Consider the following 25,865-nt stretch of genomic DNA (forward strand, 5'->3'; position numbering starts at 1 on the left):
TATCACATCAGGCAACGAGGAGCTCTGGCCCCTTTCGCGAAAGCGCCTCCGCAAGCGCTGGTCCGGGATTGGCGTCGACGATAACGCCGGCAGCCCGTTCGAAATTCGGAATCCTGAGCGGTGTCAGCTTGCCGAACTTGCTGCTATCGAGCACGAAATAGGCCTTGCCGGCGAACGCGATCATACGGCCGCGCTGCTCGGCGCCGGCACGGGTGAAGTCCGTCACGTCGCCTTCCGGCGACAGGGCGCCACCACCGAGAAAGGCGATATCGACGCGAAAGCGGCCCATTGCATCGAGCGTGTCGATGCCGGAAGCCGCCTCCTCGCCCGGATCGATTTCGCCGCCCAGCATATGCACGCGCATGCCCGGGACATGGCACAGATGCAGCGCTATCTTCAGGCTTGCCGTGCAGATGGTAAGATCGCGCAACTTGGTCATGGCCTGCGCGACGGCCAAGGTGGTGGTGCCGGAATCGAGAAAGACCACCATGCCATCCCTGACCAGGCCGGCGGCGGCCCTGCCGATCGCCGCCTTGCCGCCAGCATTTTCCTGGCTGCGCAGGCTCATCGCCGGTTCGCTCGGCTCAAAGAGGGCGGCACCGCCGTGCACGATGCCGAGTCTGCCCTGCTCCGAAAGCAGTTTCAGATCGCGGCGGATGGTTTCGCGCGAGACTTCGAAGAACCCGGCCAGTTCGGCAACGCTGACCGAACCCTGGGCGCTCAGCCGCCGCAGGATTTCGTCATGGCGGCGCGGGGCAAGGGCGCGCGCCGGCAGGCGGCTGACGGGAGACATGGCGATCCTCTTGTCGAGCATTGGTGTTGCAATATGTGGCAGTGAACTCGCATAGACGCAACCGCGCCCGACGTGGCCGGTATCGATCGGCACTCTATTTGTCTGTCGAGACTAGGGCTTTCGCGACAGGCCACCGCCCTCTATCGCGTTGACGAGCGTCTCGCTCCTTTCGCGCAGATACTGCCGCAGAACGCTCGGGGCTTTCCTGCCGTCGCGCTCGCGGCAGGCGGCCAGCAGTTCGCGATGCTCCATCTGCGAGCCGGGACGATGGTCGCATCGGGCTCGCTCCGCTCGGGCGAGAGCCGAGCACACAAGCACCCGTGCTCAGCCTACCTTCACGGCCATCACCGCGGCGCAGTCACCCGCTTTGACCAGCCCGGGAAAATGCCGCGCCGCCAGCAAGCCAGACATCTTTGCCCGGATTTCCTGTGGGGCAATGCCGGTGCGGCCGGTGGAATGGATGCGTGCCAGCACCGCGCCTTCCTCGATGGGTTCGCCGAGATCGACCATGGTTTCGATCATGCCGTCGTCCTCGGCGAAGGCGAAGCAATCGGCCGAGGGCATGTCGAGCCACTGTGTTCTGGTCTTCTCCACCGCACCATCAACGATGCCTGCATGGCGAAGCACATTGAGGATGCCGCGCCGCGCGATGCGCACGGTTTCGGCACGCGATGTCCCCCCGCCGCCAAGTTCGGTGGTGACGAAGACCTTGCCCATGTCCTCGGCCGCGGTGTCGTACATGCCGACCGCATCGATCTCGGTCATGCGCATCGAGAAAGGTGCAGAGAAGGCTTCGACCGCGGCGAAGGCCTTTTCTTCCTGCGCCTTGTCCGGCAGCGTGTGCGCGGCGCAGAAAGGCACGAAATCCAAGGTCCTGCCGCCGGAATGGAAGTCGAAGACGATGTCGGCGCGGGGGAGCAACTCGCGTTGAAAATAGTCGGCGATCTTCTCGGTCACCGTGCCATTGGGCCGGCCGGGGAAGCTGCGGTTCATGTTGCCCTTGTCAATTGGCGACGTGCGCGTACCAGCACGAAAGGCCGGATAGTTCATCGCCGGCACGATGATCACCGTGCCGGAGACGTCCTTGGGGTCGAGTGTGCGGGCGAGCCCGTAGAGCGCCAGCGGGCCCTCATACTCGTCGCCATGGTTGCCACCGGTCAGCAGCGCCGCCGGTCCCTTGCCGTTGCGGATGACGCAGATCGGGATCATCACCGAGCCCCAGGCGGAATCGTCGCGGCTGTAGGGCAGGCGCAGGAAACCATGCTGGACGCCGTCACGGTCGAAGTCGACAGTCGGTGCGATGGGCGACGGGCGGAGGCTGGACATCGGGTTCAATTCTTCACCACCAGCTTGCGCGGCACATTGGCCAGGCATTCCACACCCGTTTCGGTGACCAGGATGGATTCGGTGATCTCAAGACCCATCGTCTCCAGCCACAGGCCGGTCATGAAATGGAAGGTCATGCCCGGCTTGAGCTCGGTGCGGTCGCCGGGACGCAAGCTCATGGTGCGCTCGCCCCAATCCGGCGGATAGGAGAGCCCGATGGAATAGCCGGTGCGATTGTCCTTGACGATGCCATACTTCTTCAAGACCGCGAAGAAGGCGTTGGCGATGTCCTCGCATGTGTTGCCGGGTTTTGCTGCCGCCAACCCCGCATCCATGCCTTCGAGCGTCGCCTTCTCGGCATCGAGGAATTCCTGCGTCGGCTTGCCAAGGAAGACGGTGCGCGACAGCGGACAGTGGTACCTGTTGTAGCAGCCAGCAATCTCGAAGAAGGTGCCCTCGCCCGACTTCATCGGCTGGTCGTCCCAGGTCAGATGCGGCGCCGAAGCATCGACGCCCGACGGCAGCAGCGGCACGATCGCCGGATAGTCGCCGCCGATGCCGTCGACGCCGCGCGTGCCGGCATCGTAGATCTCGGCGACGAGATCACATTTGCGCATGCCGACTTCAACCCTGTCGACGATGCGCTGATGCATCGCCTCGACGATACGGGCGGCCTTGCGCATGTAGTCGATCTCGGTCGGGCTTTTCACGGCGCGCTGCCAGTTGACCAGGGCGGTGGCGTCGACGAAACGGGCGTTGGGCAGGTGCTTCTGCAAGGCGGCGAAGGCGGCGGCGGAGAACCAGTAATTGTCCATCTCGACGCCGATGGTGAGCTTGCCCCAGCCGCGATCGGTCAGCACGCTGGACAGGAAGTCCATCGGGTGGCGCTCGGTCGACTGCACATAGTGATCGGCATAGCCGACGATGTTGTCATGCGCGAGATAGGCGGTGCGCTTGGCGCCATTGGCGTCCTGGCCGCGGCCGTACCAGACTGGCTCGCCCGATGGCGGCACGATAACCGCTTGGTGCACGTAGAACGACCAGCCGTCATAACCGGTCAGCCAGGCCATGTTGGAGGGATCGCTGACGATCAGGAGATCGACGCCCTTGGCCTCCATGGCTTTCCGCGTCTTGGCGAGGCGTTCCGCATATTCGCCGCGCGAAAATTTCAGGTTTGGCTGCATTTGTTGGGTCCTCGTTTGTTGGCCTGGAGCCTGTTTCAACTTCTTTGAATCCGGCTCGTCGTCTGATTCTGCTTTGCGCGTGATCTTTTCAGAAAGCCGGTTCCCACTTTTCCGGATCACGCTTTGGCCGGCATCAGCTTTCAAAAATGGTTCCGGATTTCGCGGCCAGCGCCCGGTCGCGGGCGAGCGTGGCAATCGCCGTATCCTGCACGCCGGTGCCGGTGAGATCGGCAATGGTGATGTCGCTGGCCGAGCGCCGTCCGTGTCTTTCGCCAGCGATAACCTGGCCCAATTCGGCCACCTCGTCCTCGGCGGCCATGATTCCTGCGGCGATGGCATGATGCAGTTCGCCCAGCCGCCGTGTCTGGCGAGCACTGTCGGCGACGTAGAGGTCAGCCATGCGCAGGATCGCAGGGGCGATCTCGTTCTTGTGTTCGGCGTCCGAGCCCATGGCGGTGATGTGCTGGCCGGCGGAGATGAAGCCGGCCTTGATCAGCGGCTCGGTCGAGGGCGTCGTGGTGACGATGATGTCGGCGCCCACTATGGCCTCGGCAGCATCGGGTTCGGCGCGAACGGCGATGCCCAGTCTATCGCTCAAGGCGCCTGCGGTTGCCTCTGCCTTGGCGGCATCGCGCGCCCAGATGCGCGCCTGTGTGATTGGCCGCACGAGGCGAAGCGCTTCGAGCTGCAATCCGGCTTGCACGCCGGCGCCGAAAATCGCGGCAACGGACGAATCCGGCCGCGACAGATGCTTGGCCGCGACCGCGCCCGCGGCGGCGGTGCGGATATCGGTGAGATAGCCATTGTCGAGCAGCAGCGCCTCGACCAGACCTGTCTTTGCCGACAAGAGCACCATCATGCCGTTGACGCTGGGCAGGCCGAGTTTCGGATTGTCAAAGAATCCGGGACTGATCTTGATGGCGAAGCCATCGACGCCAGGCACATAGGCGGTCTTCACATCGACCTCGCCGCGATGCTCAGGGATGTCGAGCCGCAGGATCGGCGGCATCGCCACCGGCAGAGTGGCAAGCGCGCGAAAAGCATTCTCGACGCAGGCGACGGCATCAAGATCGAGCGTCACGATCTTACGCAGTTCGGCTTCGGTGAGGATTGTCATCCGGTTCATGCCGCGCGCTCCCCGGCGGTACGCTTTGCGAAGGGTAGCGTTCCGTCATACCCCCCGGCGGGAACTCGACGTTGAAGAATTTTCATGCGACGCGCTCCGCAAATGAGGGCTTCTCTCCGCAAACGATCTTCCTGTGCAGTTCCATGTCGATGTTGCGCCCCGAAAGCAGAACCACCACCGGTCCGCTCGCCCTGACCTTACCGGCGAGCAGTGCCGCGATGCCGACGGCGCCCGCGCCTTCGACGATCTCGCGCTCCTGCGCATAGGCATGGCGGATGCCGGCGGCGATTTCCTCCTCGGAAAGCAGGACGACATCGTCGAGCAGGTCGCGGCACATGGCGAAGGTCAGGTGGTTGTCGAGGCCGATGCCACCACCAAGCGAATCCGCCAGCGTCGGCAGTTCCTCCACGAGCACCGGCCGGCCGGCATCGAGGCTCGCCTTCATCGCCGCGCCGCGCGCCATCGAGACGCCGATGATCTTTGTCCCGGGGCTGACGCCTTTGACGGCGGCAGCAACGCCGGAGGCCAACCCACCGCCCGACAGTTGCACCAGCACCAGCGCGGCGTCAGGAACCTGCTCGATCATCTCCAGTCCGAGCGTGCCCTGGCCAGCAATGATGGCTGGATGGTCGAAGGGCGGCAGCAAGATGAGCCCCTCCTCCGCCACCAGCCGCTCGACCTCCTGCTGCGCGTCGTCCTGGCTGTTGCCGACAATGCGGATTTCGGCCCCAAGTCGGCGGATTGCGTCGAGCTTGTTCTGAGGCACCAGACGCGACATGCAGATCACCGCGCGCATGCCCTCGAGTTTCGCCGCATGGGCGAGCGCTCGGCCGTGGTTGCCGGTGGAGGCCGCGACCACGCCACGTGCCTTCTCCTGCACGCTCAGCGAAGCGACAGCGTTCGAGGCGCCGCGCAACTTGAAGCTGCCGGTGGTCTGGCGCTGCTCGAGCTTGAGATGGACAGGGAAGCCCAAGCGTTCCGACAGAGCTTCGGACAGCACGGTTGGCGTTCGCTCGATCTTGCCGGCGATACGTTCGCGGGCGGCTCGGATGTCCGAAAGGGCGATGGCGCGCGTCATGGGGCGCGCCCCTCTGGCCTGCCGGCCATCTCCCCCTCAAGGGGGAAGATCGGCAGCTCATGCGGCACCGCCGTTCCTATAGCATCCACAAGCAGCCAAAACGCAGCGGCAGGGAATCTCCCCCCTCGAGGGGGAGATGGCCGGCAGGCCAGAGGGGGTCGCTCTTGCACGCAGAACATAATCTTACCGTCCCAGCGAAAACGTCATCAGCCGCCCGAACTCCGGGTACTGCGTCTCATCCCCGCACAACCGCAAACAATTCCATGCTGTCGCCTGGTTGCTGGTCACCACGGGACGACCGATCGCCTGTTCCATGCCAGGGACCGCGAGTGCAGCGCGCAGCGCCGTGCAGGACACAAACAAGCCTTCGGCCTGTGGATGGGTCGCCTGGCGCGCGAGGTCGACAAGTGCTGCCGGCGGAATGCGTGCCATCTCGCGGTCATCCTCGAAACCCAGGCAGGTGAAGCTGGCGATATCGAAACCGCGTTCGGCGAAATAGGTTGCCATCGGCCTGGAGGTTTCGACCGTGTAGGGGGTGAGGATGCTGATCCGGCGCACGCCGAAGGCGTTCAGCCCGCGCACGCCAGCCATGGGCGGGGTTACGACCGGAATGCCTGGTTTGGCGGCCTGGATCGCCGCCTCGATCTCGGCATCGCCGATCACCACCGATGCCGAAGTGCAGGAGTAGCAGATGGCATCGAGCGGCTCGTCGGGCAGGATCAAGGCCGCGCCCGCCGTCAGCGCCGGCTGCATCTTGCGAAGGTTCCGAGGCGTCGTCGGATTGGCATAGGGGATGCGCGCGACATAGACGCCGATCGGTTCGCTCGCCACCATGCGGCGAAAATCCGGCTCGGTCGTATGGTCGGTGGCCAGGACGATCAGGCCGACACGCTTCGCCAGCGGGCGGTTATCGAGCGCCGGCCGGTCGGGGTGGACCTTGATCTCGGGCAAGGGCTTCATGCGTTATCTCTCGATCTTGCCGTAACGGCGTTCCAGCCAGCGCAGCAGCACGACAGAACAGAGGCTGATGGCGAGGAAGAAGGCGCCGACCAACGTGATCGGCTCCAGGTAGCGATAGTAGGTATTGGCGACGCTTTTGGCCTGGTTCATCAGTTCCAGCACGGTGATCGCCGACAGCAGCGGCGTCTCCTTGAACATGGCGATGAAATAGTTGGCCAGGGCCGGGATCATCGGCGGAATGGCTTGCGGGATGATGATGTGGGACCAGGTCTGCCTGGCGCTGAGGTTGCACGCCTTGGCGGCCTCCCACTGGCCACGCGGCACATTGTCGATGCCGGCGCGGTAGACTTCCGCCGTATAGGTGCCGTAGTGCAGCCCGAGCCCGATGACACCGGCGACCAGCGGCGGCAGAAGAATGCCGACGTCTGGCAGCACGTAGAAGATGAAATAGAGCTGCACCAGCAGCGGCGTGCCACGGACGAATTCGGCCGCCCAACCGACGGAGCGCGACACCGCCTTGTTGGGCGAGCGGCGCGCCAGCGCGATGCCAAGACCGACGATCGCCGCCAGCACCGAGCCGAGCAGCGTCGCCAGGATGGTGATCTTCACACCCTGGATCAGCGTCGGCAGGATCTGCCGAACAAAATCCCAATCCCAATCCATCAGCGAACCTTAGCCATCAGCAAGCTCCGGTCATCAGACGCGCACCCCGTCGAGGCCGCGCGCCAGGTGGCGCTCCAGCGAGCGCACACCCCACGAAATGAGCAGCGCAAGGATGAAATAGAGGATGAGGATGGTGGTGAACGGCACCATGGTGTTGCCGGTCTGGGCTCGCACCACCTGCGCCTGGAATGTGAGGTCCGCGAGCGAGATCAGTGAGACGACGGATGTGGCCTTGAGCAGTTCGATGGCGTTGTTGCCGAAGGTCGGCAGCATCACCAGAAACGCCTGCGGCAGGATGACGTGGCGCAGACCTTGCCAGCGGCCGAGATTGAGCGCGATGCAGGCCTCGTGCTGTTCGCGGCCGATCGACTGCACGGCGCCGCGCACCACTTCGGCGGCGTAGGCGCCGACATTCAGGCCTAGCGCCAGCACGCCGGCCTGCAGCGGGGTCAGTTCCAGGCCCAATAGCGGCAGCACGAAATAGGCGAAGAACAGCTGCACGAAGATCGATGTGCCGCGGAAGAATTCAATATAGGCGGTAGCGAGCGCGCGCAGCAGAAAGAAGCGCGACAGCCGCCCCATGCCGGCAAGAAAGGCCATGATCAGGGCAAGCACCGACCCCATCAGCGTCAGCTCGATGGTGACAAGCGCTCCCTGCAATATCAGGCCGAAATAGCCGGACCATTGGGTCATTCGATTAGAAGTTCCAACGTTTGCGATTTGGGTTCCTTCTCCCCGTTCAACGGGGAGAAGGAAAAGGAAGGCGCTACTTCGCGGCGCAGAGCTTTTCGCGCGTCGTCGACATCGCGGCAGCCGCCGAGAAGCCGTAGGGCTCGATAATCTTGGCGAACTCGCCCGACTTCTTCATCTTGGCCAGCTCGACATCGTAGGCGTCACGCAGCGCCTCGTCGCCCTTCTTGAAGGCAGCGCCGTCACAATAGACCGGAGCGCCCTGCACCGGCGCGATAACCTCGAGGTTCGGGTCGTTGGCCTTCTTCATCAGATCATTGATCGACAGGACCGGCAGCGAATAGGCGTCGATGCGGCCGTCCTGCACCATCTTCAGGCCGCTCTGCCCATCCGGCACGACGATGACACGTTCACGCGGCACGCCGGCGTTGAGCGCCAGCTTTTCCTCGGTGCCGCCGCCCGGCGCGCCAATCGTGGCGGCAGTGTCCTTGGCGACGTCCTCGTAGCTCTTGAAGTGCTTGGGATTGCCCTTCTTCACCAGCATCGCCTCGGCGTCGCACAGAACCGGCTCGGAATAGGCGACCGCCGCGCAACGCTCCGGCTTCATGAACAGGCCGGCGGTGACGACGTCGAAGCGGCCAGCCTGCAGGCCGGGGATCATCGCGCCATACTCAGAGATGGAAGCGACGATATCGGCCACCCCGAGCCGCTTGAAGATCTCGCGCGCCACGTCGGGCGCCGCGCCCGAAACCTTGCCGTCGGCGGCGACCGCCGTATAGGGCGGTTCGTTGGCAATGGCGACGCGGGCGAAACCCTGCGCTTTGAGCTGTTCGAGCTTCTTGTCCGCGGCCGAGCCCACGCTTGAGGTAGCAAGCACCGCCGTAATTGCAAAGCCGGCGACGCCGGCCAGAATGCCAAGTTTCATCATTGTTCCCAACTCCTTGTTGCTCTTCTTGGTTTGCTTGTGGGCGGTTCGCACGCCCGCATGGCGGTCAGACGCGGTGTCCGGCCGCGATGATCTTCTTCAGGAAGCCTTGCGTGCGCTCCTGCTTGGGATGGCGGAAAATCTCGTCGGGCTTGCCTTCTTCAACGATCTTGCCGCGATCGAAGAACAGCACCCGGTCGGCGAAGTCGTGGGCGAAACCCATCTCATGGGTGACCAGCAGCATGGTCATGTCGGTTTCGGCGCAGAGCCGCCACAAGACATTGAGCACCTCCTCGACCAATTCCGGGTCGAGCGCCGACGTCACCTCGTCGAACAGCATGATCTTCGGCTGCAAGGCGAGCGCCCTGGCGATCGCCACACGCTGCTTCTGGCCGCCGGACAATTGCGCCGGCATCGCCTTGGCCTTGTCGGCCATGCCGACCATGTCGAGCAGTTCCATCGCGCGTTTTTGGGCGGCGGCGCGCGGCGTGCCCTTGGTCAGCATCGGCGCCAGCGTGACATTGTCGATGACGCTCTTGTGCGGAAACAGGTTGAACAACTGGAAGACCATGCCGATCTTCTGGCGCATTTTTGCCAGATGCCGCTCGTCGGCCGGCAACAGCTGGCCGTTCCGCTCCATGTGGTAGAGCTGCTCGCCATCGATCTGGATGTGGCCGCCGTCGATGCGCTCCAGCGTCATCAGGATACGCAGGATCGTGGTCTTGCCTGAGCCCGACGGGCCGATCAGCGCCAGCTTCTCGCGCGGCATGACCTGCATCGACAGGCCGTCCAGCACCTTGAAGGCACCAAAGCTCTTCGAAATGGCATCGACCTTGATGATGGGTGCGGACAAATGAATTTCCCCGTGTTGGAGAAGCCTGTGTCCTTAACGATGGGGAACAGGCCAAATCATGTCAATTGGGAAAATAATACCATGACAATTATTCCGATTGCGCACAATTCCCGGCCGACTGGGCGACCCTTCGAGGGTCGGGGCTCAGGCCCGCGCCAACACTGGCGGCGTCTGAGACCGGAACGGAGCCGGAAGCGCAGGAGACCACCTTTTGCAGGCCGGCATCACCGGAATATCGACGCACCCGCTAGATGGCGAGCAACAGGTGCTCCGGATCGCCAAGCAAGAGCTTGGTGACAACGCCGAGACCAGCGCGCAGTTCCCCCTCGGTGGTCGAGCCCAGCGAGATACGCACCGCCGGATGCCAGGGGGCATCCGAAATGCGGAAGGAGGCGCCGGGTGCGATCGCCACGCCCTGCAGCCGGGCCTGGGCGACAAAACTCTCCTCGGCCCGGTCGCCAGGCAATTGCAGCCACAGATGCAGGCCATCGCGATGCGAACGATAATCGACCCCTGCAAGGACCTCCGCGGCAATGCCCATCCTGTGCCGGAGCGCTTGGCGCTGCCAGCGGACAAGCTCCATCGCCGTGCCGTCGGTCACCCATTTGGTGGCGATCTCGGCCACCAGCGGCGTCGCCATCCAGTTCGAGACCAGGTGCCGGTTGGCAACGGCGGCAACGTAACGATCGGGCGCGGCGAGATAGCCGATGCGCAGGCCGGGCACGGTGACCTTGGTGAAGGAGGTGACGTAGAGCGTGCGCTCCGGGGCGAAAGCAGCGACCGGCGGCGGCCGGTCCTCGACCAGCGGACCCAGCACATCGTTCTCGATGATGGCGATGTCGTGCTTGCGCGTCACGGCCGCGATTTGCTCGCGGCGCTCCGCATCCATCAGCGTCGCGGTCGGGTTGATCACCGAAGGCTGTACGAACACGGCGCGAATGTCGGACAGCCGGCAGGCCTCGTCCAGCGCCTCCGGGACGAGGCCATTGCCGTCGATCGGCAGGCCTTCGAGGTTGAAGCCGAGATAACGAGCCAGCGGTACCAGCGTGTGGTGGCCGATCGCCTCGGTGGCGACAGTCGATCCGGGCGGCGCCACGCTCATCAGCGCCACCGTCATGCCGGCGGTAGCGCCGTTGGTCAGGCTGATGTTCTGCGCGGACGCATCGAGCCCGCACAGTCTCAGCCATTCGACGGCGACGGCGCGGTGACGCGGGAACACCATGTTGGGCCGGAAGGACAGTGCCGAGCTCGACGGCAGGTGTTCGGCCAGCCATCCCAGTGCCTGCTTCATCCGTTCCAGATGCATCGGCTCGCAGACCGGCTTCAGGATGGAGAGGTCGATGACCTCGCCGAGGCGCTCGGGCAGATAGGGCGGCTCCGGCTCGCGGCGCTGCGTCTGGACAAAGCTGCCCCGGCCGATCTCGCCTGAAATCAGGCCGCGCCGGATCAATTCCTCATACGCGCGGCTCACCGTCTGCACCGACAGTTTCAGGTCGTCGGCCAGCCGGCGATGGGTCGGCAGTCGGGCGCCATTGGCCAAGCGCCCGTCATGGATGGCGCGCGCGAACTGGTCGGCCAGCGACTGGTAGGCCGGCCGCCGTATGAGCGCGGGATCGGGTTGCCACAATGTCATGACTTATTAGAGATCGAAATCAGTGCAATTGACAATCGAAATAATGCACCATCATGGTGCCGTGGACGAAAAGTGGACTGTGATGACTGCTGCGAAACTCGACGCGATCGACCTCAAAATCCTCGACGCCATCCAGCGTGACGGACGCATCACCAAGCTGGCGCTGGCCGAGCAGGTCGGGCTCTCGCCGACGCCATGCTGGATGCGGCTGCGCAAGCTGGAGAAAGCCGGCATCGTCTCGGGTTACCACGCCCGGATCGCCATGCGCGTGGTGGCGCCGGTCGCCACCGTGCTGATGGAAGTGACGCTGGCCAGCCACCGCCAGGCCGATTTCGACCGCTTCGAGCGCGTCATCCGTGACATTCCCGAGATCGTCGCCTGCTGGTCGGTGGGCGGCGGCGTCGACTATGTGCTGAAGGTGATGGCGCGCGATATCGACGCCTATCAGCGGCTGGTCGATGCCTTGCTCGACCGTGAGATCGGCATCGACCGCTACTTCACCTACATCGTCATCAAGACGGTGAAGGACGAGACCGTTTTGCCGCTGGCCGACCTGTTGCCCATCGCTTCGTCATCCTAGAGTCTGCGCCGCGTCGCTTCGTTCCTGCTCCGCCAGGGATGACGAAGTTGAGAGGCTCGGCCGACGGCTTTCCCGAAACAGCGATGCATATTCCCCTCATAGAGAGATCACTCTGCTCACCGGGGCGAATAGAGAGACTCTCTCTACGCAGAGACGGCAAAACAGCCTCATCCTTCGCGCAACATCCCTAATCTTCCCGCATCAGTCCGAACCGGGAGGCTTCAACCATGTCCGCGCATTTCGCCCGCTCGCATCGCCATGAAGCGCTCGATCGCCTCACCGACCGCCGCCTGCTGCGCGAGCTTGCCTATGTTGACGGCCATTGGACGGCGAGCGAGGCGGCGGCCGAGAGTTTTGAAGTCACCGACCCGGCGACCGGCACCACCGTCGCTTTCGTCGCGGCGTTGGATGCGCGCCAGACGACAAAGGCGATCGATGCCGCTGCGCGTGCCTTCCCCGCCTGGCGAATACTGCTGCCGCAGGAGCGCGCAAAAATCCTGCGAAAATGGTTCGAGCTGATCATCGCAGCGAAGGACGATCTCGCCCTGCTGATGACACTGGAACAGGGCAAGCCACTCAAGGAGTCGCTCGGCGAGATCGACTATGCCGCCTCTTTCGTCGAGTGGTATGCCGAGGAAGCCAAGCGTCTCAACGCCGAGAGCGTCACCAGCCATCTGCGGAACGCAGAAATGATGGTGCGGCGTGAGCCGCTCGGCGTCGTTGGTGTCGTCACGCCCTGGAATTTTCCGTCGGCCATGCTGACCCGCAAGGCGGCCGCCGCACTCGCCGCCGGCTGCACCATTGTCGCGCATCCCTCCTCGGAAACGCCACTATCGGCACTGGCGCTGGCCGAACTCGGCGAGCGTGCCGGGCTCCCCGCCGGGGTCTTCAACATCGTCACCGGCAAGGCCGCGACGATTGTCGGGCGCATGTGCGAAGACCCGCGCGTCCGCGCCATGAGCTTCACCGGCTCGACCGAAATCGGCCGGCTGATCGCCGCGCAGAGCGCGCCGACGATGAAGCGGCTGGTGATGGAGCTTGGAGGGCATGCTCCGCTGATCGTGTTCGCGGACGCCGATCTGGACAAAGCGGTGACCATCGCCATCGACGCCAAATTCGCCACATCGGGCCAGGATTGCCTCGCCGCCAACCGCATATATGTCCAACGCCCGATTTATGATCGCTTCTGCGCCGCCTTTGCCATGCGCATCGAGGCGCTGCGGACAGGCAATGGACTTGCCGCGGAAACCGAGATCGGGCCGCTGATGCACGAGCGCGCCGTCAAGAAGGTCGAGGAGCAGGTAGCCGACGCGCTGACCCATGGCGCGCGCTGCTTGACCGGCGGCGGACGGCATCAGACCGGCCCGCTGTTCTACCAGCCGACGCTGCTGGTCGATGTTGCCGACGATGCGCTGATCATGCGCGAGGAGACCTTTGGCCCGGTCGCCGCCGTCACGCCGTTCGACAGCGAGGACGAGGTGATCACCCGCGCCAATGCCACCGAATATGGCCTCGTCGCCTATGTCGTGACCGAGAATGGCGCCCGCCAGCAACGTTTGGGCCGCGCCCTCGACTACGGCATGGTCGCGATCAATCGCGTCAAGATCACCGGCGCACCGATCCCGTTCGGCGGCGTCAAGCAGTCCGGCATTGGCCGTGAGGGTTCACGCCACGGGCTCGAAGCCTTCACCGATCTGAAATACCTGTGCCTGGATGTGGCATAAGTCAGTCCGGCCATCCCTCAAGGAGTCAAAAATGCTCGATCAGTCCAACGAACTCAACGCCTGGGACCGCGATCACTTCTTTCATCCCTCGACCCATATGGGCACGCATGCACGCGGCGAGAGCCCGACCCGCATCATGGCCGGCGGTGAAGGCGTCACCGTCTGGGACCACAATGGCAGGAAGAGCATCGATGCCTTCGCCGGCCTCTACTGCGTCAATGTCGGCTACGGCCGCCAGAAGATCGCCGACGCCATCGCCGCCCAGGCCAAGAACCTTGCCTATTACCATGCCTATGTCGGCCACGGCACCGAAGCATCGATCACGCTGGCCAAGATGATCATCGACCGCGCGCCGAAAGGCATGTCGAGGGTCTATTTCGGCCTCTCCGGCTCGGACGCCAATGAAACCAACATCAAGCTGATCTGGTACTACAACAACGTTCTCGGCCGCCCGGAGAAGAAGAAGATCATTTCGCGCTGGCGCGGCTATCACGGCTCGGGCGTGATGACAGGATCGCTGACCGGGCTGGAGCTGTTCCACAACGCCTTCGACCTGCCGCGCGCGCCGATCCTGCACACCGAGGCGCCCTACTATTTCCGCCGCGCCGACCGCTCGATGAGCGAGGAGCAGTTCTCGCAGCATTGCGCCGACAAGCTCGAGGAAATGATCCTGGCCGAAGGCCCCGAAACAGTCGCAGCCTTCATCGGCGAGCCGATCCTCGGCACTGGCGGCATCGTGCCGCCGCCCGCAGGCTACTGGGAAAAAATCCAGACGGTGCTGAAGAAGTATGATGTGCTGCTGGTCGCCGACGAGGTGGTGACGGGCTTTGGCCGGCTCGGCACGATGTTCGGTTCCGACCATTACGGCATCAGGCCGGATTTGATCACCATCGCCAAGGGCCTGACGTCGGCCTATGCGCCACTGTCGGGTGTCATCGTCGCCGACAAGATGTGGCAGGTCTTGGTGCAGGGCTCCGACAAGCTCGGCTCGCTCGGCCATGGCTGGACCTATTCGGCGCATCCGATCTGCGTTGCAGCAGGTGTGGCCAATCTCGAACTGATCGACGAGATGGATCTGGTGCGGAATGCCGGCGAGACCGGTGCCTATTTCCGTACCGAGCTCGCCAAGGCCGTCGGCGGCCACAAACATGTCGGCGAGGTGCGTGGCGACGGCATGCTGGCGGCGGTCGAATTCGTCAGGGATCGCGACGACCGGGTCTTCTTCGATCCTTCGCTTAAGATCGGACCGCAGGTCGCCACGGTCCTTGCCGCAAGCGGCGTCATCGGCCGCGCCATGCCGCAGGGCGACATCCTCGGCTTCGCGCCGCCGCTCTGCCTGACGCGCGAGGAGGCTGATATCGTCGTGGCCAAGACCGCGGATGCCGTGAACAGCGTGTTTGCCAATCTCTGAGATCGACCCATGAATGCCATGACCAACACCCTCCCCGCCACCATGGCCGCCGTGCTGCTCACCGGGCATGGCGGACCGGAAAAACTCGTCTACCGCACGGATGTGAGAGTGCCCGCCCCTGCTTCGGGGGAAGTGCTAATAAGGGTCAGCGCTTGCGGAATGAACAACACCGATGTGTGGGTGCGCAAGGGCGCCTATGGCACAGAGGAAGACGCTGCAGCGGTGTCGACCTGGCGGCGGCAGGGCAACACGCTGACCTTCCCGCGCATTCAGGGCACCGACACTGTCGGCATCATCGCTGCCGTCGGTCAAGGCGTCTCGCCTGATCGCATCGGCGAACGGGTGATGGTCGATTTCTCCATCTACAACCGCGACGACGATTCGCTTGCCGATATCGACTATATGGGCCACGGCCGCGACGGCGGTTACGCCGAATACCAGGTCGTGCCGGCGGAGAATGCGCATGTCGTCGACACGGACATGAGCGATATCGAGCTCGCCACCTTCTGCTGCGCCTACCTCACGGGCGAGCAGATGCTGGAGCGCGCGGCGCTCAAGGCCGGCGAGCGTGTGCTGGTCACCGGCGCCTCGGGCGGCGTCGGTTCCGGCATCGTGCAGCTGGCGCGGGCGCGCGGCGCCATTCCCTATGCCGTCGTCGGCAAAGGCAAGGAGCAGGCGGTGCTCGACATCGGCGCCGAGGCGGTCATCACACGCGGCGTCGCCGACCTGCCGCAGGCCGTGTCCGGTGCGACCGGCGGACAACCGATCGACGTGGTGGCCGATCTGGTTGGTGGCTCGATCTTCAATGACCTGCTGCGCATCCTGCGACCGGAGGGCCGTTACACCACCGCCGGGGCGATCGCCGGCCCGGTCGTGCAGCTCGATCTCAGGACCATGTATCTCAAACAATTGCAGTTGCATGGCTCGAGCCAGGGCACGCGCGCGGATTTCCGCCGGATCGTAAGCTACATCAAGGCGGGCAAGATCCGGCCGCTGGTGGGAGGCGTCTACAAGCTCTCCGATTTCCACCACGCGCAAGCCGATTTCGTTGCCAAGGATTTTGTCGGCAAGCTGGTTGTGGTGCCAGACGCCGTCGCGGAGCGAACGGCGTAGTTCCAAGAATCAAAGCCCCTCGCTGCCTACTTCCTCACCGCTGCCATAATGGGAATGGCTTGCACTCCAGCCGGCAAGCCGCCACAAACAGTGACGCCCGCCGCGCCGTTGGTCCGGGCATCTGGTCACGGGGTGCAGGCGAGACATGACAGCCCGGATGATACTGCTCGACGCCAGGCCGCTCGGTGTGGCTGACGTCGCCGAGATCGCACGGCGCAACGCCCGGCTTATGCTCGGCGAGGCAGCGATGCGCCGTATCCGGGCGAGCCGCGCGCTGATCGAGCACCTGACGCAGCTCGGCAAACCGATGTATGGCGTCACCACCGGCCTCGGCGCCTGTGTCGACACGCCGCTCGCCGAAGCCGATCTGATCGCCTTTCAGCATAGCGTGCCGCTCAGCCACAGCATGGGCATCGGCCCCGCCCTTCCGACCGAGGCGGTGCGGGCGCTGATGACCGCACGCATCTCGGGCATGGCCGCCGGCGGCACCGGCACCTCCGAACGCGTGGTCATGGGCCTTGTCGCGGCGCTCAACGCCGGCGTCCATCCGGTGATCCCCACTTGGGGATCGATCGGCGCGGCCGACCTTGCCCATCTCGGCCATATGGCGCGAGCGCTGCGCGGCGACGGCGAGGCGGAGTTCCAGGGCCGGATCATGCCATCGGCCGAGGCGCTAACCCTTGCCGGGCTGGAGCCGCTCGACCTGCGCGAGAAGGACGGCCATGCCCTCATCGTCGCCAACAGCCTGTCGACCGGAACGGCCTGCCTGTGCCTCGAAGACGTCGCCCATCTTATCGACTGGGGATTGGCTGCCGTGGCACTCAACTACGAGGCGTTCCGTTCTTCCCTCACCGCGATCGACGAGGATGCGCTGGCCGCGCGGCCGGCCTTCGGCCAGCGCGAGATCGGCGCGCGGCTGCGCACCGAACTGGCGGGCAGCGGCCTGTGGAAGGACAAGGCCGCGCGGCGCCTCCAGGACCCGCTCAGCTATCGCTGCGTGCCCCAGGTCTGGGGTGGCCTGCTCCATGCGTTCGAACAGGCAAGGCTGGCCACCGAGATCGAACTGGCCCATTCAGGCGACAATCCTGTGATCCTGCCGCAAGACGAGCGGGTGGTTTCGAACGGCAATTTCGACCTCACCGCGATGACGCTCGCCTGGGAACAACTCGGTCAGGCGCTGGCGCATTGCGCGGTCGGCACCGCCAACCGCTGCATGAAGCTGATGTCGCCGACAACAGCTGAACTGCCACGCTTCCTGTCGGCCAGGGGCGGCAGCCGCCAGGGCTATGCCGAACTGCAGAAGCCACTGGCCGCGCTGGAAGCCGAGATCAGGCATGTCGCCAACCCGATGTCGCTCAGCCCGCTTGCCGTTTCGGATGGGATCGAGGACCAGTCGTCGATGGCGCCCCGAGTGGTGGCCAAGACCGGCGAGATCATTGAGCGCCTGCGTTATCTCGTTGCGATGGAGCTGATCTTCGCGGCCACCGGCGTGGAGTTGCGCGGCGTCGTCGACAGCATGGGCGAAGGGCCGCAGCGCACCTTCGCCGCCGTACGTGCGCTCGTCAGCCCGCTCGACGACGACCGCGAGATGAGCACCGACATGACACGGATTGCGCGCATGGTGGCCGGTCCTCGCCTGGGCTAACGCTCCATCCGTCTGACACCGGTTCAGTCTTCACGCCGGTAGGTCGGGACTACTACTGGTAGGGACCCCTGAGATTCAGTTTCTCGGCCAACAGGCAGAAACGGTCGATCAGCCGGACGAGTTCTTCGCCTTGTTCGGCGACAATCCCGCCACGCTCGGCGGTTGGCGCTTCCGACAGCGCCTTCCACAATCGGCCTTTCCGGTCACAGAGATACGCCAGCTCGGCGCAGTCGCTGGAGGTCAATTTCAAGAGGTGGGACTCCGTCACCGGTCCGATGCCGGGAGGCGTCGTCACTCCGAGGGAAACATAGCCTGGCGGCACGGAGCCCTTGGCATTCGTCACCGCTTTGCGGCAGATGACATCGAACAGCTGGTCTACGGCCTGTTTGGCGCCGGCGACGCGCGAAGGATGGTCGGTGTCGGCCGCGGCATGGGGCAGAAGTTCGAGCTTGTCGCCATGTTTCTCGACGAGGTCGAGATAAGGCAGCATCGGACCGGAGAGGCTGCCGGTCGAGGCGTCGCTGAAGAGATCGGCATCGATGGCGGCATGACGTAGCCGGCCCGAGGACAGCGCGTCGTCAAGCGCCTCGACATCGACAAGCTCGCCGCGATCGTAGTTGACCAGCACGGCACCGCTCTTCATGCGGGACAGGATGTCCGCGCCGACGAGCCCGGCATTGGCGTAGCGGCCGGTCTGCGCGTCCTGCTTGCCCAGGCCGACATGGACGCTGAGCACATCGGCCTCCTCGGCCGCTTCGGCCGGGCTCGCCGCATAGACAAGTCCCTCTGCTTCTATCCAGTCCCGGTGCCGAGGGCGTGCATGGATCACCACGCGCATGCCGAAGGCACGGGCGAGCTTCGCCACCTCGCGGCCGATATTGCCATAGCCGATGATCGCGATCGTCTTGCCTTCGAGCTTTTCGGTGGGGAAATCGCGCAGCTCCCTGCCGGTGTCGAAGGCGCCGCGCGCCACCCGCTCGTGCAGCATGTCGACCGGGAGATCCGGCAGGACTTTCAGGATCGCCTTCATCGCCATCTGCGCCGTGGCGCGGCTGTTGATGCCGGGCGTGTTCATCAGCACCGCCGTGCCGCCCTCGCCACTGCCGCCACCCCAGGAGCGTGAGCCCATATTGCCGGTGCCGGCACCAATGCGCACGCCGGCCAGCGGGAAGACGGTCTCAGCCGGCAGGAAGGTCGCCGCCGCGATGACAGCATCATAGCGCCCGTCGCCCGCGGCTTCGACCAGCTCTTCCCGGGTGCTGAGGTCCGGCTGGTAGAAGAAATGCACGCGGCCACGCTCAAGCTCCGCTTTGTCGCCAAGCGCTGCGGCGTGAAAGCGGCCGCCCTTGGCTTCGATATGGGCGCGGACTTCGCTCGGGTCGGGCTTGCCGTCTGGCCCGAAGCGCAGGCCGACCAGATCGCAGATCAGCACGGCGTAGATGCTTTGCGGGTCGATTGGCTCCACGGCCTGCATGCTGGTCTCTGCGGTCACGTCGTTTCCCCCATACAAGAACGGCAAGGCCTGCTGCGACAGCAGGAGTGTCCTGAATAATCAGAACCTATCAGCCCTGAAAGATGTCAGATCGATCGCAGGCGGCAAACCGGCGGCAAGTTGCGACACGACAGTGCCGAACGCTCCGACGAGAGCGGGCCGGCAGGAGTTCGAGCGAACGGATTGTCTCCACTACTCTTGCCGGGATGATTTGCGAGATCGCCCGATGTGACCGCTGACCTGCACGCCGTCCTCGGCGCGCAGGTACAGAAAGCCGGGAATGGAGATGAGCGGGATGATCGCCGTCAGCAGGAACACCTGGTGAAAACGTTCCGGTGTCAGGACGTGGCTTTCCCCTGCAATCAGGCCCAGCAGCATGGCGGCGACCGAGACGCCGAGCGAAACGCTAAGCTGCTGCAAAACGCCGCCAAGACTGGTGGCGCGGCTGAGCTTGTCCGCCGGCAGATCCGCGTAGGACAAGGTGTTGGAGGTCATGAACTGCGCCGACCGGACGACGCCGAACAGGAAGACATAGAAACCGATCATCCAATGGGGCGTATCGGCGCTCATCAGGGCGAAGCCCGCCACGGTGGCGGAGCCAACGATCGCACTGCCAATCAGCACGACTTTGAAGCCGACGCGCCGCAGCAGCGGCGACAGCAGTGGCCGCATGAGCAGCGCGCCGAAGCTGCCGACGAATGTCAGCGAGCCTGAGGTGACCGGGCTCATGCCGAACCCGACCTGAAGCATCAGCGGCAGGAGGAACGGGGCGCCGTTGAGACCGACGCGGCACAGGCCCCCCGCCAGCGTGCCGACCCAGAACGAGCGAAATCGAAACAGCGTCAGGTCGACGGCCGGCGCCACGACACGGTGGGCATAGCGCCCGAAGGCAAGCAGCAGCAGGACGGCCGCGGCCAACACCAGCACGCTCGCGAAGGCGGGAATGATCGGCCGGCCGATATTCTCCAGCCCGAACTGCAGCAACGCCAAGCCGCATCCCACCATCAGGAATCCGGCGAAGTCGAAGCGCTCCACCGCCTCCTCGTGGAAATCGTCGACGAAGCGCAGCGCCGCCAGAATGCCAAGACAGCCAAACGGCACGTTGACATAGAATATCCAGCGCCACGACGCGTAGGTGGTCAGCAGGCCGCCGAGCAGCGGCCCGATGATCGGCCCCATGATGGCCGGCAAGGTCGTGTAGGTCATGGCGGTGATCAGGCCGCTGCGTGGAAAGCTGCGCAGCAGGATCAGCCGCCCGACCGGTGTCATCATGGCGCCGCCAAGTCCTTGCAGCGCGCGCATGGCCAGCAGCATGCCGAAACTGTTCGCTATGCCGCACAGCGCGGAGCCGAGGGTGAAGGTGAAAAGCGCCAGGGCGAACACCCTGCGCGCGCCGAACCTGTCGGCAAACCAGCCGCTGACGGGAATGAACACGGCGAGCGTCAGGATGTAGGTGGTGATCGCCAGATTCAGCCTGACCGGCGTCGTTTCCAGACTTTGCGCCATGGCCGGGATCGCGGTGGTGATGATGGTGGAATCGAGCTGCTCCATCAGAAAGGCGATGGCGACGATGATCGGGATGACCAACCTCAGCCTCGGGTCGCGCTCGGTGGCAAATAGAGGCTGTTCCAATGCTCTGGCCAATTCCGTCAAGCAGGCGGTTCATATGCCTTGGCGAAAGGCCCGCATATTGCGTTGAAAACATTGATCATCCGCGACCAACCAGCCGGGGCGCGATCACTTGGCGCGTTTTATGGTCCGACAAATGCAGCAGCGACAATGATTTCTTGCCGGACGTTGGTCAAAAAATCTTGAGCGCGGACAGAGGGCGAGGAACGCAGCGATCGCGTCAAGAAGGATCGTCCAAAGACATTAGGCATTCAGCGTCAGGCATTCAGCGTCCCGATTTCGTGAAGGAACGTCTGAGGCGAGAGGCCGTTTTTCAGGTGCATGTCTCGTAGGAACAGGAGGCATCTTCATGAAACGGCGTCTGATGCTCGCCAGCAGCGCTATCGTGCTGGCCGCCGCGAGCGGGATTTCATTCACTTCCATCGCCGATGCGGCGGCTGTCAGGTACCACTTTGTCCATACCGCGGTTCATCGCCACAACGGACATCGGTACGTCGTCCAACGGCAACATCGAAACCCTCACGTGTGGGTTGGCGGCGGTTGGACCGGCGACAATTGGACCGGCGACAATGGCTGGATGGACAGCTACTACAATGGCTACGGCAGCTACCATGGATTCGTCGGCGACTTTTGCGGAACCATCGAATGGACGCTCGGCTTGTGCGGTCCCCACGGTCCTTGACCCCTGATCCCCAGAGCACCGGCAGTTGACCAGAGTCGGGCGATGCTATGCCATTTCGGGACGCCTTGACGCCTCGCGGATTGCCTTGTGCACGTCGCGCTGCAAGTCCATGAAAGCCGGGGTTTCCATCACTTCTTCCCGGCGCGGGCGCTCGATGCCGACGTTGAACGTCTTCATGATGCGCCCCGGACCGATCCCCATCACGACGATCCGGTCCGACAGGTAGACGGCCTCCTCAACATCGTGCGTGACGAAGAGCACGGTCAGCCTGTGTTCCTCCCAAATCTGGGTGAGAAGTTCCTGCATCTGATGCCGGGTCAAGGCATCGAGCGCGCCAAAAGGCTCGTCCATCAGGAGCATCTTCGGCCGATAGGAAAGCGCACGCGCAATGGCGACGCGCTGTTTCATGCCGCCCGACAATTCGGACGGATAGCGGTCCGCACTCTGCGACAGCTTGACGAGGTCGAGATGCTTGAGCGCGATCTCGCGGCAAGCCGACCGGTCATAGCCGGCGGCCTTGAGGGCAAACTCGATGTTCTGCCGCGCCGTCAGCCAGGGAAGCAGCGTGTAGGACTGGAAGACGACGCCACGGTCGAGACCCGGCTGCAGGATCGGCGCACCGTCGATGCTGAGTTCGCCGGCGTCGAAGTCCTGCAGCCCGGCCACGATCGACAGCAACGTGCTCTTGCCGCAACCCGATATGCCGACAAGCGAGACGAACTCGTTGTCGGCTAGATCAAGATTGATGTCGCGCAGCACTTCCGTGCGCCGCTCTCCCGTGCCGAAGCTCTTGTGGAGGCCCGCGATCCGCAACTTGGGAGCATTCATCGGCTGTTCCTCATTGCGAATGGCCTTCCTGCCGGAACAGCACCTTTTCCAGTGCCTTCATCACCTGGTCGGTGATGAGACCGAGGACACCCAGGAGCAGGATGTAGCCGATAATGGTGTTGGTCTGGAAATAGCGTTGCGACACGGTGATGCGATAACCCAGGCCGGACGTCGCGGCGACAAGCTCGGCCAGCACCAGCCAGGTCCAGGCCCAGCCCAGGCTGATGCGCAGCGTATCCCAGATGCCGGGCAAGGCGCTGGGCACGACGATGCGTATCAGGATCTTGCGGTCGGGCAGGCCGAGCGTGCGGCCGAGGCCGATGAAGTCGGCGGGCACCCGTTTCACATTGTCCATGATCATCAGCACCTGCTGGAAGAAGGTGCCGATGAAGATGATCAGGAATTTCTGCGTATCGCCGGTGCCCGCCCAAAGGATGGAGAGCGGCACGAAAGCGACAACCGGCATGTAGCGGATGAAATCCACCAGCGGCTCGATGCCCGCTTCCCAGGAGCGGAAACTGCCGATCAGCACGCCGATCGGGATCGACAGCGCCGAGGCGATGAGGAAGCCGATGGAAATGCGGTACATCGAGGCCCTGAGGTCCAGCCACAAGGTCCCGTCAGCCACGAGCTTGGCGATCTGGGTCGCAACGCTGCCGGGCGACGGCAGGAAGATGGGTTTCACCCACCCTAGGCCGGTTGCCGCCCACCAGGCAAGGCCAAGCCCGACAAAGACGGCCACCGCTATCATCAGGAAACGCGATCTGGCGATGGGCACGCCAATCCCGGAAGATCGGCGGCGCTTTGCCTGTTTCGTGACCGGCCCTGGCGCGGAGCGAGCCAAGCCGGTTTTCGCGGGGGGCTCCGCGGACATCTGTGTCACCACCGCGATCCGGCCCTCGTCATTGCGCCGCCTTGACGAAGGACGGGTCGATCATCTGCTCCGGCGTCACATCGGCCTGCAGCAGCTTGGCATTCTTGGCGGCCGCCTCGACATCGGCGAACGTCTTGGTGGTAAAATCGCCGGTGAGCGCCGTCTTGTTTTCGGCGAGAGAGTAGTAGCGCACGCCGTCGAAAGCGGTGTTGAGGTCCTTGACATCAGAGCCGACCGCCTTGGCGATGATGGCGCGGCCGCCGGGTGTGTCGGCATTGTAATCCTTCAGCGCGGCGTCCCAGGTCTTGATCATGGCCAGCACCTGCCCGGGCCGCGACTTGATCACATCGTCGCGCACCACCAGCACGTCGCTGATCAGGCCGGGATCCTCGCCGGCGGTGAACAGCAGCTTGACATCCTTGTTCTGTGCCATGGCGACGGTGAGATACGGCTCGTAGGTGACCGAGACCGGCACGCGGCCCGCAATCAATGCGCCGCCGGCATCGGCGGCGGGCATCGGCACAGGCTGGATATCGGCCACCGACATGCCGTTCCTGGCAAGTGCGTATTTGAGCAGGATGTCGCTCGTCGTCCCCTCCTCGAAAGCGACCTGTTTGCCCCTGAGGTCCTTGATGGAGGTGACATCCTTGCCGGCGATGATGGCGTCGGCTGTCATGGAGACATCGAGCAGCAGCACGATCTTCACGGGCAGGCCGGCCGCCACCATGCCCATGGCCGTGTGGGTCGCGATGTTGGCGGCATCGAGCTGGCCGCTTGCCAGCGCCGCGTTGATGTCCTTGTCTTCGGCGAAATTGACGATCTGGACATCCGACAGGCCATTGGTCTTGAACAGGCCCTTGGCGTCGGCAACATGCCACTGGCCATATCCAAGCCAGGGCTCGATGCCGATCTTGAACGGCCCGGCCTCGGGCGTCGTGGGAATGGCCGCATCGGCGGAATAGGCTGCCGGGGCGGCGGCGAGCCCGATGGCGGCGGCCATCATGAGCGCGCGAAATTGTCCTGTGAGATTACGCATCATCTCTGTTCCCCTGATGATCAGACCGCTTTTTCAACCTGGCATTCGGTCTGGTGAGACTGCGGGTTTCTGCTCTTGCGGCACTGTGCCTCGGCGTCTTGCCCGCCACTTCATGATGAAGTGCCGGGATATTTCAGCGTCAGCGCAAGCGGATGTCAAGGCTAAAATACATACATGCATATACAAGTTGGAGTGACTCAACTTGCGCTATGACCGAGCGCATCCACCCGGCGCTCCGCGATACCGATTCATGCTCTTTCAGGATCGATAAGGTCGAGGAAACCGGTCACCCGATCGGCCCCGTCACCGGGCTCGCTGCCGACCATGACCGCGACCGAAAAGGCAATGAGAGAGGAGGCCGGCGTGTGACTGCGCGCGCCGGCCCGCAGGTTCATGACCAGGGTCGGCGACAGGAAAAGCCCTGAGCGCAGGACCGCCCGCCAATCCGCCGGAAGCATGCCGCGTTGTTTGAGTTCCAGCAGCAGTGGCCGCCACAGCGCCGTCGCCTTGACCTCCAGCAGGTCGCGGCGGACCGGGCTCAGGTCCCAGTCCGTGTCGACATGGAGGAGGTTTCCCTCCAGCCGCGCCCGCGCATGGAAAGCCTCGGTCGCGATGACCGGATCGTAGAGCCAGAACGGATGGGCGAAGATGTTGTGGAACGTCGCCTTTACCTCCGCCAGCAGTGTCGGAATGTGCGAGCCGGCAAAGGCGGGATCGAAGAAGGAGAGTTCCGCCCTCCCCGCTTTTTCAGTGTACCAGACATTGGCGTTGTGGGCGTCGCCATGCGCGACCACGCCGCCGGCATCGGCAAGCCGGTCCGGCCGCAAGCGCGCCGCCGCTGCCTCGAAAAGCTCGCCGACACTGTTGGTGTAACGCTGGCCGTTGATGACGAAATTCAGCCGGGAGAACTGACCCCAGTCGAGCTCCACGCCCGGAAAGACAAAGGGCTTGCCGACGTAGAAATCGGCAAGCCGGCCGCCAGGCGACGACCGTGTATCGGCGTCGATCAGCCGTTCGTAAAACAGCCGGTGGATAGGCTCCGCCGACACCTGCGCGACGGTCACGGGATGCAGCGTCTCGAGATAGACCTCGAGCAGCCTGGCGGACAGGTCGCGCTCTGCAAGAACCGCCTCGCGCCGCTTGCCGGCGTCGTCCTGCCTGTCCAGCGCGAACAGCACATCCGAGAACCGCGGATCCATGCGGCGACGATAGACAAGGATCTGCTCGCCGGGCTGGACGGACATATGGACGGGCTGGTCGACCGGCAGGCCGGCATTGGACAGGATTTCGGCCCGGTAGTACTCACCTGTCATGCCCTCTTCTCGCTCCTCCTGGTGGAACTTGAAGAAGTAGGCTTGGCCCTCGCTGTCGAAGAAGCCGTTCAGCGAATTGAGGCTGTATTTGTCGATGTTGATGCGAACGTTGCTGGGGCTCATCGCGAACAGGTCGCCCAGCAAGGACGACACCGCGCGCTGCGCCTCGCCGATATCATGCTGCGCAAGAGCCCGTATCCGCGCCGTGCGGCTCGGTGTCACCGTCATCGGTCGTCCCTTCCAGCCGGTCCGCCCGCCAGGCGCGAAGCGACTCTTATCAATACATGTACATACATCAGCAACGAAA

24 protein-coding genes are annotated in these 25,865 nt (G+C 64.1%); 6 read left to right on the forward strand and 18 right to left on the reverse strand.

Annotated features, from left to right (window positions below; genetic code table 11):
- Window positions 1-7 precede the first annotated feature (7 nt).
- The 12 genes from FJ958_RS14660 to FJ958_RS14720 form a co-directional block, all read right to left on the reverse strand.
- The gene (locus tag FJ958_RS14660; protein WP_140743724.1) at window positions 8-793 is read right to left on the reverse strand and encodes a DeoR/GlpR family DNA-binding transcription regulator; all 786 of its coding nucleotides are present in this window, start codon (window positions 791-793) and stop codon (window positions 8-10) included.
- A 111-nt stretch (window positions 794-904) separates the two neighbouring features.
- A complete protein-coding gene (locus tag FJ958_RS14665) occupies window positions 905-1,045 on the reverse strand; it encodes a hypothetical protein (RefSeq protein WP_246679596.1) in 141 nt (46 codons plus the stop codon).
- Between the two features lie 72 nt (window positions 1,046-1,117).
- On the reverse strand, window positions 1,118-2,119 hold the full coding sequence (doeB, locus tag FJ958_RS14670; RefSeq protein WP_140743726.1) for a N(2)-acetyl-L-2,4-diaminobutanoate deacetylase DoeB: 1,002 nt from the start codon (window positions 2,117-2,119) through the stop codon (window positions 1,118-1,120).
- A gap of 5 nt (window positions 2,120-2,124) precedes the next feature.
- The gene (gene doeA, locus FJ958_RS14675; protein WP_140743728.1) at window positions 2,125-3,303 is read right to left on the reverse strand and encodes an ectoine hydrolase DoeA; all 1,179 of its coding nucleotides are present in this window, start codon (window positions 3,301-3,303) and stop codon (window positions 2,125-2,127) included.
- Between the two features lie 133 nt (window positions 3,304-3,436).
- The gene (gene eutC, locus FJ958_RS14680) at window positions 3,437-4,429 is read right to left on the reverse strand and encodes an ectoine utilization protein EutC (protein ID WP_140743730.1); all 993 of its coding nucleotides are present in this window, start codon (window positions 4,427-4,429) and stop codon (window positions 3,437-3,439) included.
- Window positions 4,430-4,511: 82 nt separating this feature from the next.
- The gene (gene eutB / locus FJ958_RS14685; protein WP_140743732.1) at window positions 4,512-5,507 is read right to left on the reverse strand and encodes a hydroxyectoine utilization dehydratase EutB; all 996 of its coding nucleotides are present in this window, start codon (window positions 5,505-5,507) and stop codon (window positions 4,512-4,514) included.
- A gap of 183 nt (window positions 5,508-5,690) precedes the next feature.
- Window positions 5,691-6,467 carry an ectoine utilization protein EutA gene (gene eutA / locus FJ958_RS14695; RefSeq protein ID WP_140743736.1) on the reverse strand — a complete coding sequence of 259 codons (777 nt, stop codon included), beginning with the start codon at window positions 6,465-6,467 and terminating at the stop codon, window positions 5,691-5,693.
- Between the two features lie 3 nt (window positions 6,468-6,470).
- Window positions 6,471-7,130, reverse strand: coding sequence for an ectoine/hydroxyectoine ABC transporter permease subunit EhuD (gene ehuD, locus FJ958_RS14700; RefSeq protein WP_140613374.1), 660 nt, complete (start codon window positions 7,128-7,130; stop codon window positions 6,471-6,473).
- Window positions 7,131-7,163: 33 nt separating this feature from the next.
- Window positions 7,164-7,823, reverse strand: coding sequence for an ectoine/hydroxyectoine ABC transporter permease subunit EhuC (ehuC, locus tag FJ958_RS14705; protein ID WP_140743738.1), 660 nt, complete (start codon window positions 7,821-7,823; stop codon window positions 7,164-7,166).
- Between the two features lie 73 nt (window positions 7,824-7,896).
- Window positions 7,897-8,748, reverse strand: coding sequence for an ectoine/hydroxyectoine ABC transporter substrate-binding protein EhuB (ehuB, locus tag FJ958_RS14710; RefSeq protein ID WP_140743740.1), 852 nt, complete (start codon window positions 8,746-8,748; stop codon window positions 7,897-7,899).
- 64 nt (window positions 8,749-8,812) lie between these two features.
- Window positions 8,813-9,598: an ectoine/hydroxyectoine ABC transporter ATP-binding protein EhuA gene (ehuA, locus tag FJ958_RS14715; protein WP_281406661.1), complete on the reverse strand. Its 786-nt coding sequence runs from the start codon at window positions 9,596-9,598 to the stop codon at window positions 8,813-8,815.
- 247 nt (window positions 9,599-9,845) lie between these two features.
- Window positions 9,846-11,231 carry a PLP-dependent aminotransferase family protein gene (locus tag FJ958_RS14720; protein WP_140743743.1) on the reverse strand — a complete coding sequence of 462 codons (1,386 nt, stop codon included), beginning with the start codon at window positions 11,229-11,231 and terminating at the stop codon, window positions 9,846-9,848.
- Between the two features lie 82 nt (window positions 11,232-11,313).
- On the opposite strand from FJ958_RS14720, the gene FJ958_RS14725 reads away from it, so the two are divergent.
- The 5 genes from FJ958_RS14725 to hutH all read left to right on the forward strand — a co-directional run bounded on the left by FJ958_RS14725 (window position 11,314) and on the right by hutH (window position 17,704).
- On the forward strand, window positions 11,314-11,811 hold the full coding sequence (locus FJ958_RS14725) for an Lrp/AsnC family transcriptional regulator (protein ID WP_140743745.1): 498 nt from the start codon (window positions 11,314-11,316) through the stop codon (window positions 11,809-11,811).
- Between the two features lie 227 nt (window positions 11,812-12,038).
- Window positions 12,039-13,535: an NAD-dependent succinate-semialdehyde dehydrogenase gene (locus FJ958_RS14730; RefSeq protein ID WP_140743747.1), complete on the forward strand. Its 1,497-nt coding sequence runs from the start codon at window positions 12,039-12,041 to the stop codon at window positions 13,533-13,535.
- 31 nt (window positions 13,536-13,566) lie between these two features.
- On the forward strand, window positions 13,567-14,946 hold the full coding sequence (locus tag FJ958_RS14735) for an aspartate aminotransferase family protein (RefSeq protein WP_140743749.1): 1,380 nt from the start codon (window positions 13,567-13,569) through the stop codon (window positions 14,944-14,946).
- A gap of 9 nt (window positions 14,947-14,955) precedes the next feature.
- Window positions 14,956-16,059, forward strand: coding sequence for an alcohol dehydrogenase family protein (locus FJ958_RS14740; RefSeq protein ID WP_140743751.1), 1,104 nt, complete (start codon window positions 14,956-14,958; stop codon window positions 16,057-16,059).
- A 145-nt stretch (window positions 16,060-16,204) separates the two neighbouring features.
- Window positions 16,205-17,704: a histidine ammonia-lyase gene (hutH, locus tag FJ958_RS14745; RefSeq protein WP_140743753.1), complete on the forward strand. Its 1,500-nt coding sequence runs from the start codon at window positions 16,205-16,207 to the stop codon at window positions 17,702-17,704.
- A gap of 52 nt (window positions 17,705-17,756) precedes the next feature.
- On the opposite strand, the gene FJ958_RS14750 is transcribed toward hutH, so the two are convergent.
- Both FJ958_RS14750 and FJ958_RS14755 read right to left on the reverse strand, forming a co-directional pair.
- Window positions 17,757-19,196: an NAD(P)-dependent oxidoreductase gene (locus FJ958_RS14750; RefSeq protein ID WP_140743755.1), complete on the reverse strand. Its 1,440-nt coding sequence runs from the start codon at window positions 19,194-19,196 to the stop codon at window positions 17,757-17,759.
- A 192-nt stretch (window positions 19,197-19,388) separates the two neighbouring features.
- On the reverse strand, window positions 19,389-20,828 hold the full coding sequence (locus FJ958_RS14755; RefSeq protein WP_246679597.1) for a DHA2 family efflux MFS transporter permease subunit: 1,440 nt from the start codon (window positions 20,826-20,828) through the stop codon (window positions 19,389-19,391).
- A 346-nt stretch (window positions 20,829-21,174) separates the two neighbouring features.
- On the opposite strand from FJ958_RS14755, the gene FJ958_RS14760 reads away from it, so the two are divergent.
- Window positions 21,175-21,507: a hypothetical protein gene (locus FJ958_RS14760; RefSeq protein ID WP_140743759.1), complete on the forward strand. Its 333-nt coding sequence runs from the start codon at window positions 21,175-21,177 to the stop codon at window positions 21,505-21,507.
- Between the two features lie 45 nt (window positions 21,508-21,552).
- On the opposite strand, the gene FJ958_RS14765 is transcribed toward FJ958_RS14760, so the two are convergent.
- The 4 genes from FJ958_RS14765 to FJ958_RS14780 form a co-directional block, all read right to left on the reverse strand.
- On the reverse strand, window positions 21,553-22,335 hold the full coding sequence (locus tag FJ958_RS14765) for an ABC transporter ATP-binding protein (protein WP_140743761.1): 783 nt from the start codon (window positions 22,333-22,335) through the stop codon (window positions 21,553-21,555).
- A gap of 10 nt (window positions 22,336-22,345) precedes the next feature.
- A complete protein-coding gene (locus FJ958_RS14770) occupies window positions 22,346-23,113 on the reverse strand; it encodes an ABC transporter permease (protein WP_181176396.1) in 768 nt (255 codons plus the stop codon).
- Between the two features lie 124 nt (window positions 23,114-23,237).
- On the reverse strand, window positions 23,238-24,245 hold the full coding sequence (locus tag FJ958_RS14775) for an ABC transporter substrate-binding protein (protein ID WP_140743795.1): 1,008 nt from the start codon (window positions 24,243-24,245) through the stop codon (window positions 23,238-23,240).
- Window positions 24,246-24,493: 248 nt separating this feature from the next.
- Window positions 24,494-25,786 carry a hypothetical protein gene (locus FJ958_RS14780; RefSeq protein WP_140743765.1) on the reverse strand — a complete coding sequence of 431 codons (1,293 nt, stop codon included), beginning with the start codon at window positions 25,784-25,786 and terminating at the stop codon, window positions 24,494-24,496.
- Between the last annotated feature and the right edge of the window lie 79 nt (window positions 25,787-25,865).

This window comes from Mesorhizobium sp. B2-3-5 (assembly GCF_006442395.1).
Taxonomy (GTDB): Bacteria; Pseudomonadota; Alphaproteobacteria; order Rhizobiales; family Rhizobiaceae; genus Mesorhizobium.

Excerpts from the sequence above, each read along its gene's own strand:
- FJ958_RS14660 (WP_140743724.1), bottom strand. The coding sequence starts at position 793 with ATGTCTCCCGTCAGCCGCCTGCCGGCGCGCGCCCTTGCCCCGCGCCGC.
- FJ958_RS14665 (WP_246679596.1), bottom strand. The coding sequence starts at position 1,045 with ATGGAGCATCGCGAACTGCTGGCCGCCTGCCGCGAGCGCGACGGCAGG.
- doeB (WP_140743726.1), bottom strand. The coding sequence starts at position 2,119 with ATGTCCAGCCTCCGCCCGTCGCCCATCGCACCGACTGTCGACTTCGAC.
- doeA (WP_140743728.1), bottom strand. The coding sequence starts at position 3,303 with ATGCAGCCAAACCTGAAATTTTCGCGCGGCGAATATGCGGAACGCCTC.
- eutC (WP_140743730.1), bottom strand. The coding sequence starts at position 4,429 with ATGAACCGGATGACAATCCTCACCGAAGCCGAACTGCGTAAGATCGTG.
- eutB (WP_140743732.1), bottom strand. The coding sequence starts at position 5,507 with ATGACGCGCGCCATCGCCCTTTCGGACATCCGAGCCGCCCGCGAACGT.
- eutA (WP_140743736.1), bottom strand. The coding sequence starts at position 6,467 with ATGAAGCCCTTGCCCGAGATCAAGGTCCACCCCGACCGGCCGGCGCTC.
- ehuD (WP_140613374.1), bottom strand. The coding sequence starts at position 7,130 with ATGGATTGGGATTGGGATTTTGTTCGGCAGATCCTGCCGACGCTGATC.
- ehuC (WP_140743738.1), bottom strand. The coding sequence starts at position 7,823 with ATGACCCAATGGTCCGGCTATTTCGGCCTGATATTGCAGGGAGCGCTT.
- ehuB (WP_140743740.1), bottom strand. The coding sequence starts at position 8,748 with ATGATGAAACTTGGCATTCTGGCCGGCGTCGCCGGCTTTGCAATTACG.
- FJ958_RS14720 (WP_140743743.1), bottom strand. The coding sequence starts at position 11,231 with ATGACATTGTGGCAACCCGATCCCGCGCTCATACGGCGGCCGGCCTAC.
- FJ958_RS14725 (WP_140743745.1), top strand. The coding sequence starts at position 11,314 with ATGACTGCTGCGAAACTCGACGCGATCGACCTCAAAATCCTCGACGCC.
- FJ958_RS14730 (WP_140743747.1), top strand. The coding sequence starts at position 12,039 with ATGTCCGCGCATTTCGCCCGCTCGCATCGCCATGAAGCGCTCGATCGC.
- FJ958_RS14735 (WP_140743749.1), top strand. The coding sequence starts at position 13,567 with ATGCTCGATCAGTCCAACGAACTCAACGCCTGGGACCGCGATCACTTC.
- FJ958_RS14740 (WP_140743751.1), top strand. The coding sequence starts at position 14,956 with ATGAATGCCATGACCAACACCCTCCCCGCCACCATGGCCGCCGTGCTG.
- hutH (WP_140743753.1), top strand. The coding sequence starts at position 16,205 with ATGACAGCCCGGATGATACTGCTCGACGCCAGGCCGCTCGGTGTGGCT.
- FJ958_RS14760 (WP_140743759.1), top strand. The coding sequence starts at position 21,175 with ATGAAACGGCGTCTGATGCTCGCCAGCAGCGCTATCGTGCTGGCCGCC.
- FJ958_RS14765 (WP_140743761.1), bottom strand. The coding sequence starts at position 22,335 with ATGAATGCTCCCAAGTTGCGGATCGCGGGCCTCCACAAGAGCTTCGGC.
- FJ958_RS14775 (WP_140743795.1), bottom strand. The coding sequence starts at position 24,245 with ATGCGTAATCTCACAGGACAATTTCGCGCGCTCATGATGGCCGCCGCC.
- FJ958_RS14780 (WP_140743765.1), bottom strand. The coding sequence starts at position 25,786 with ATGACGGTGACACCGAGCCGCACGGCGCGGATACGGGCTCTTGCGCAG.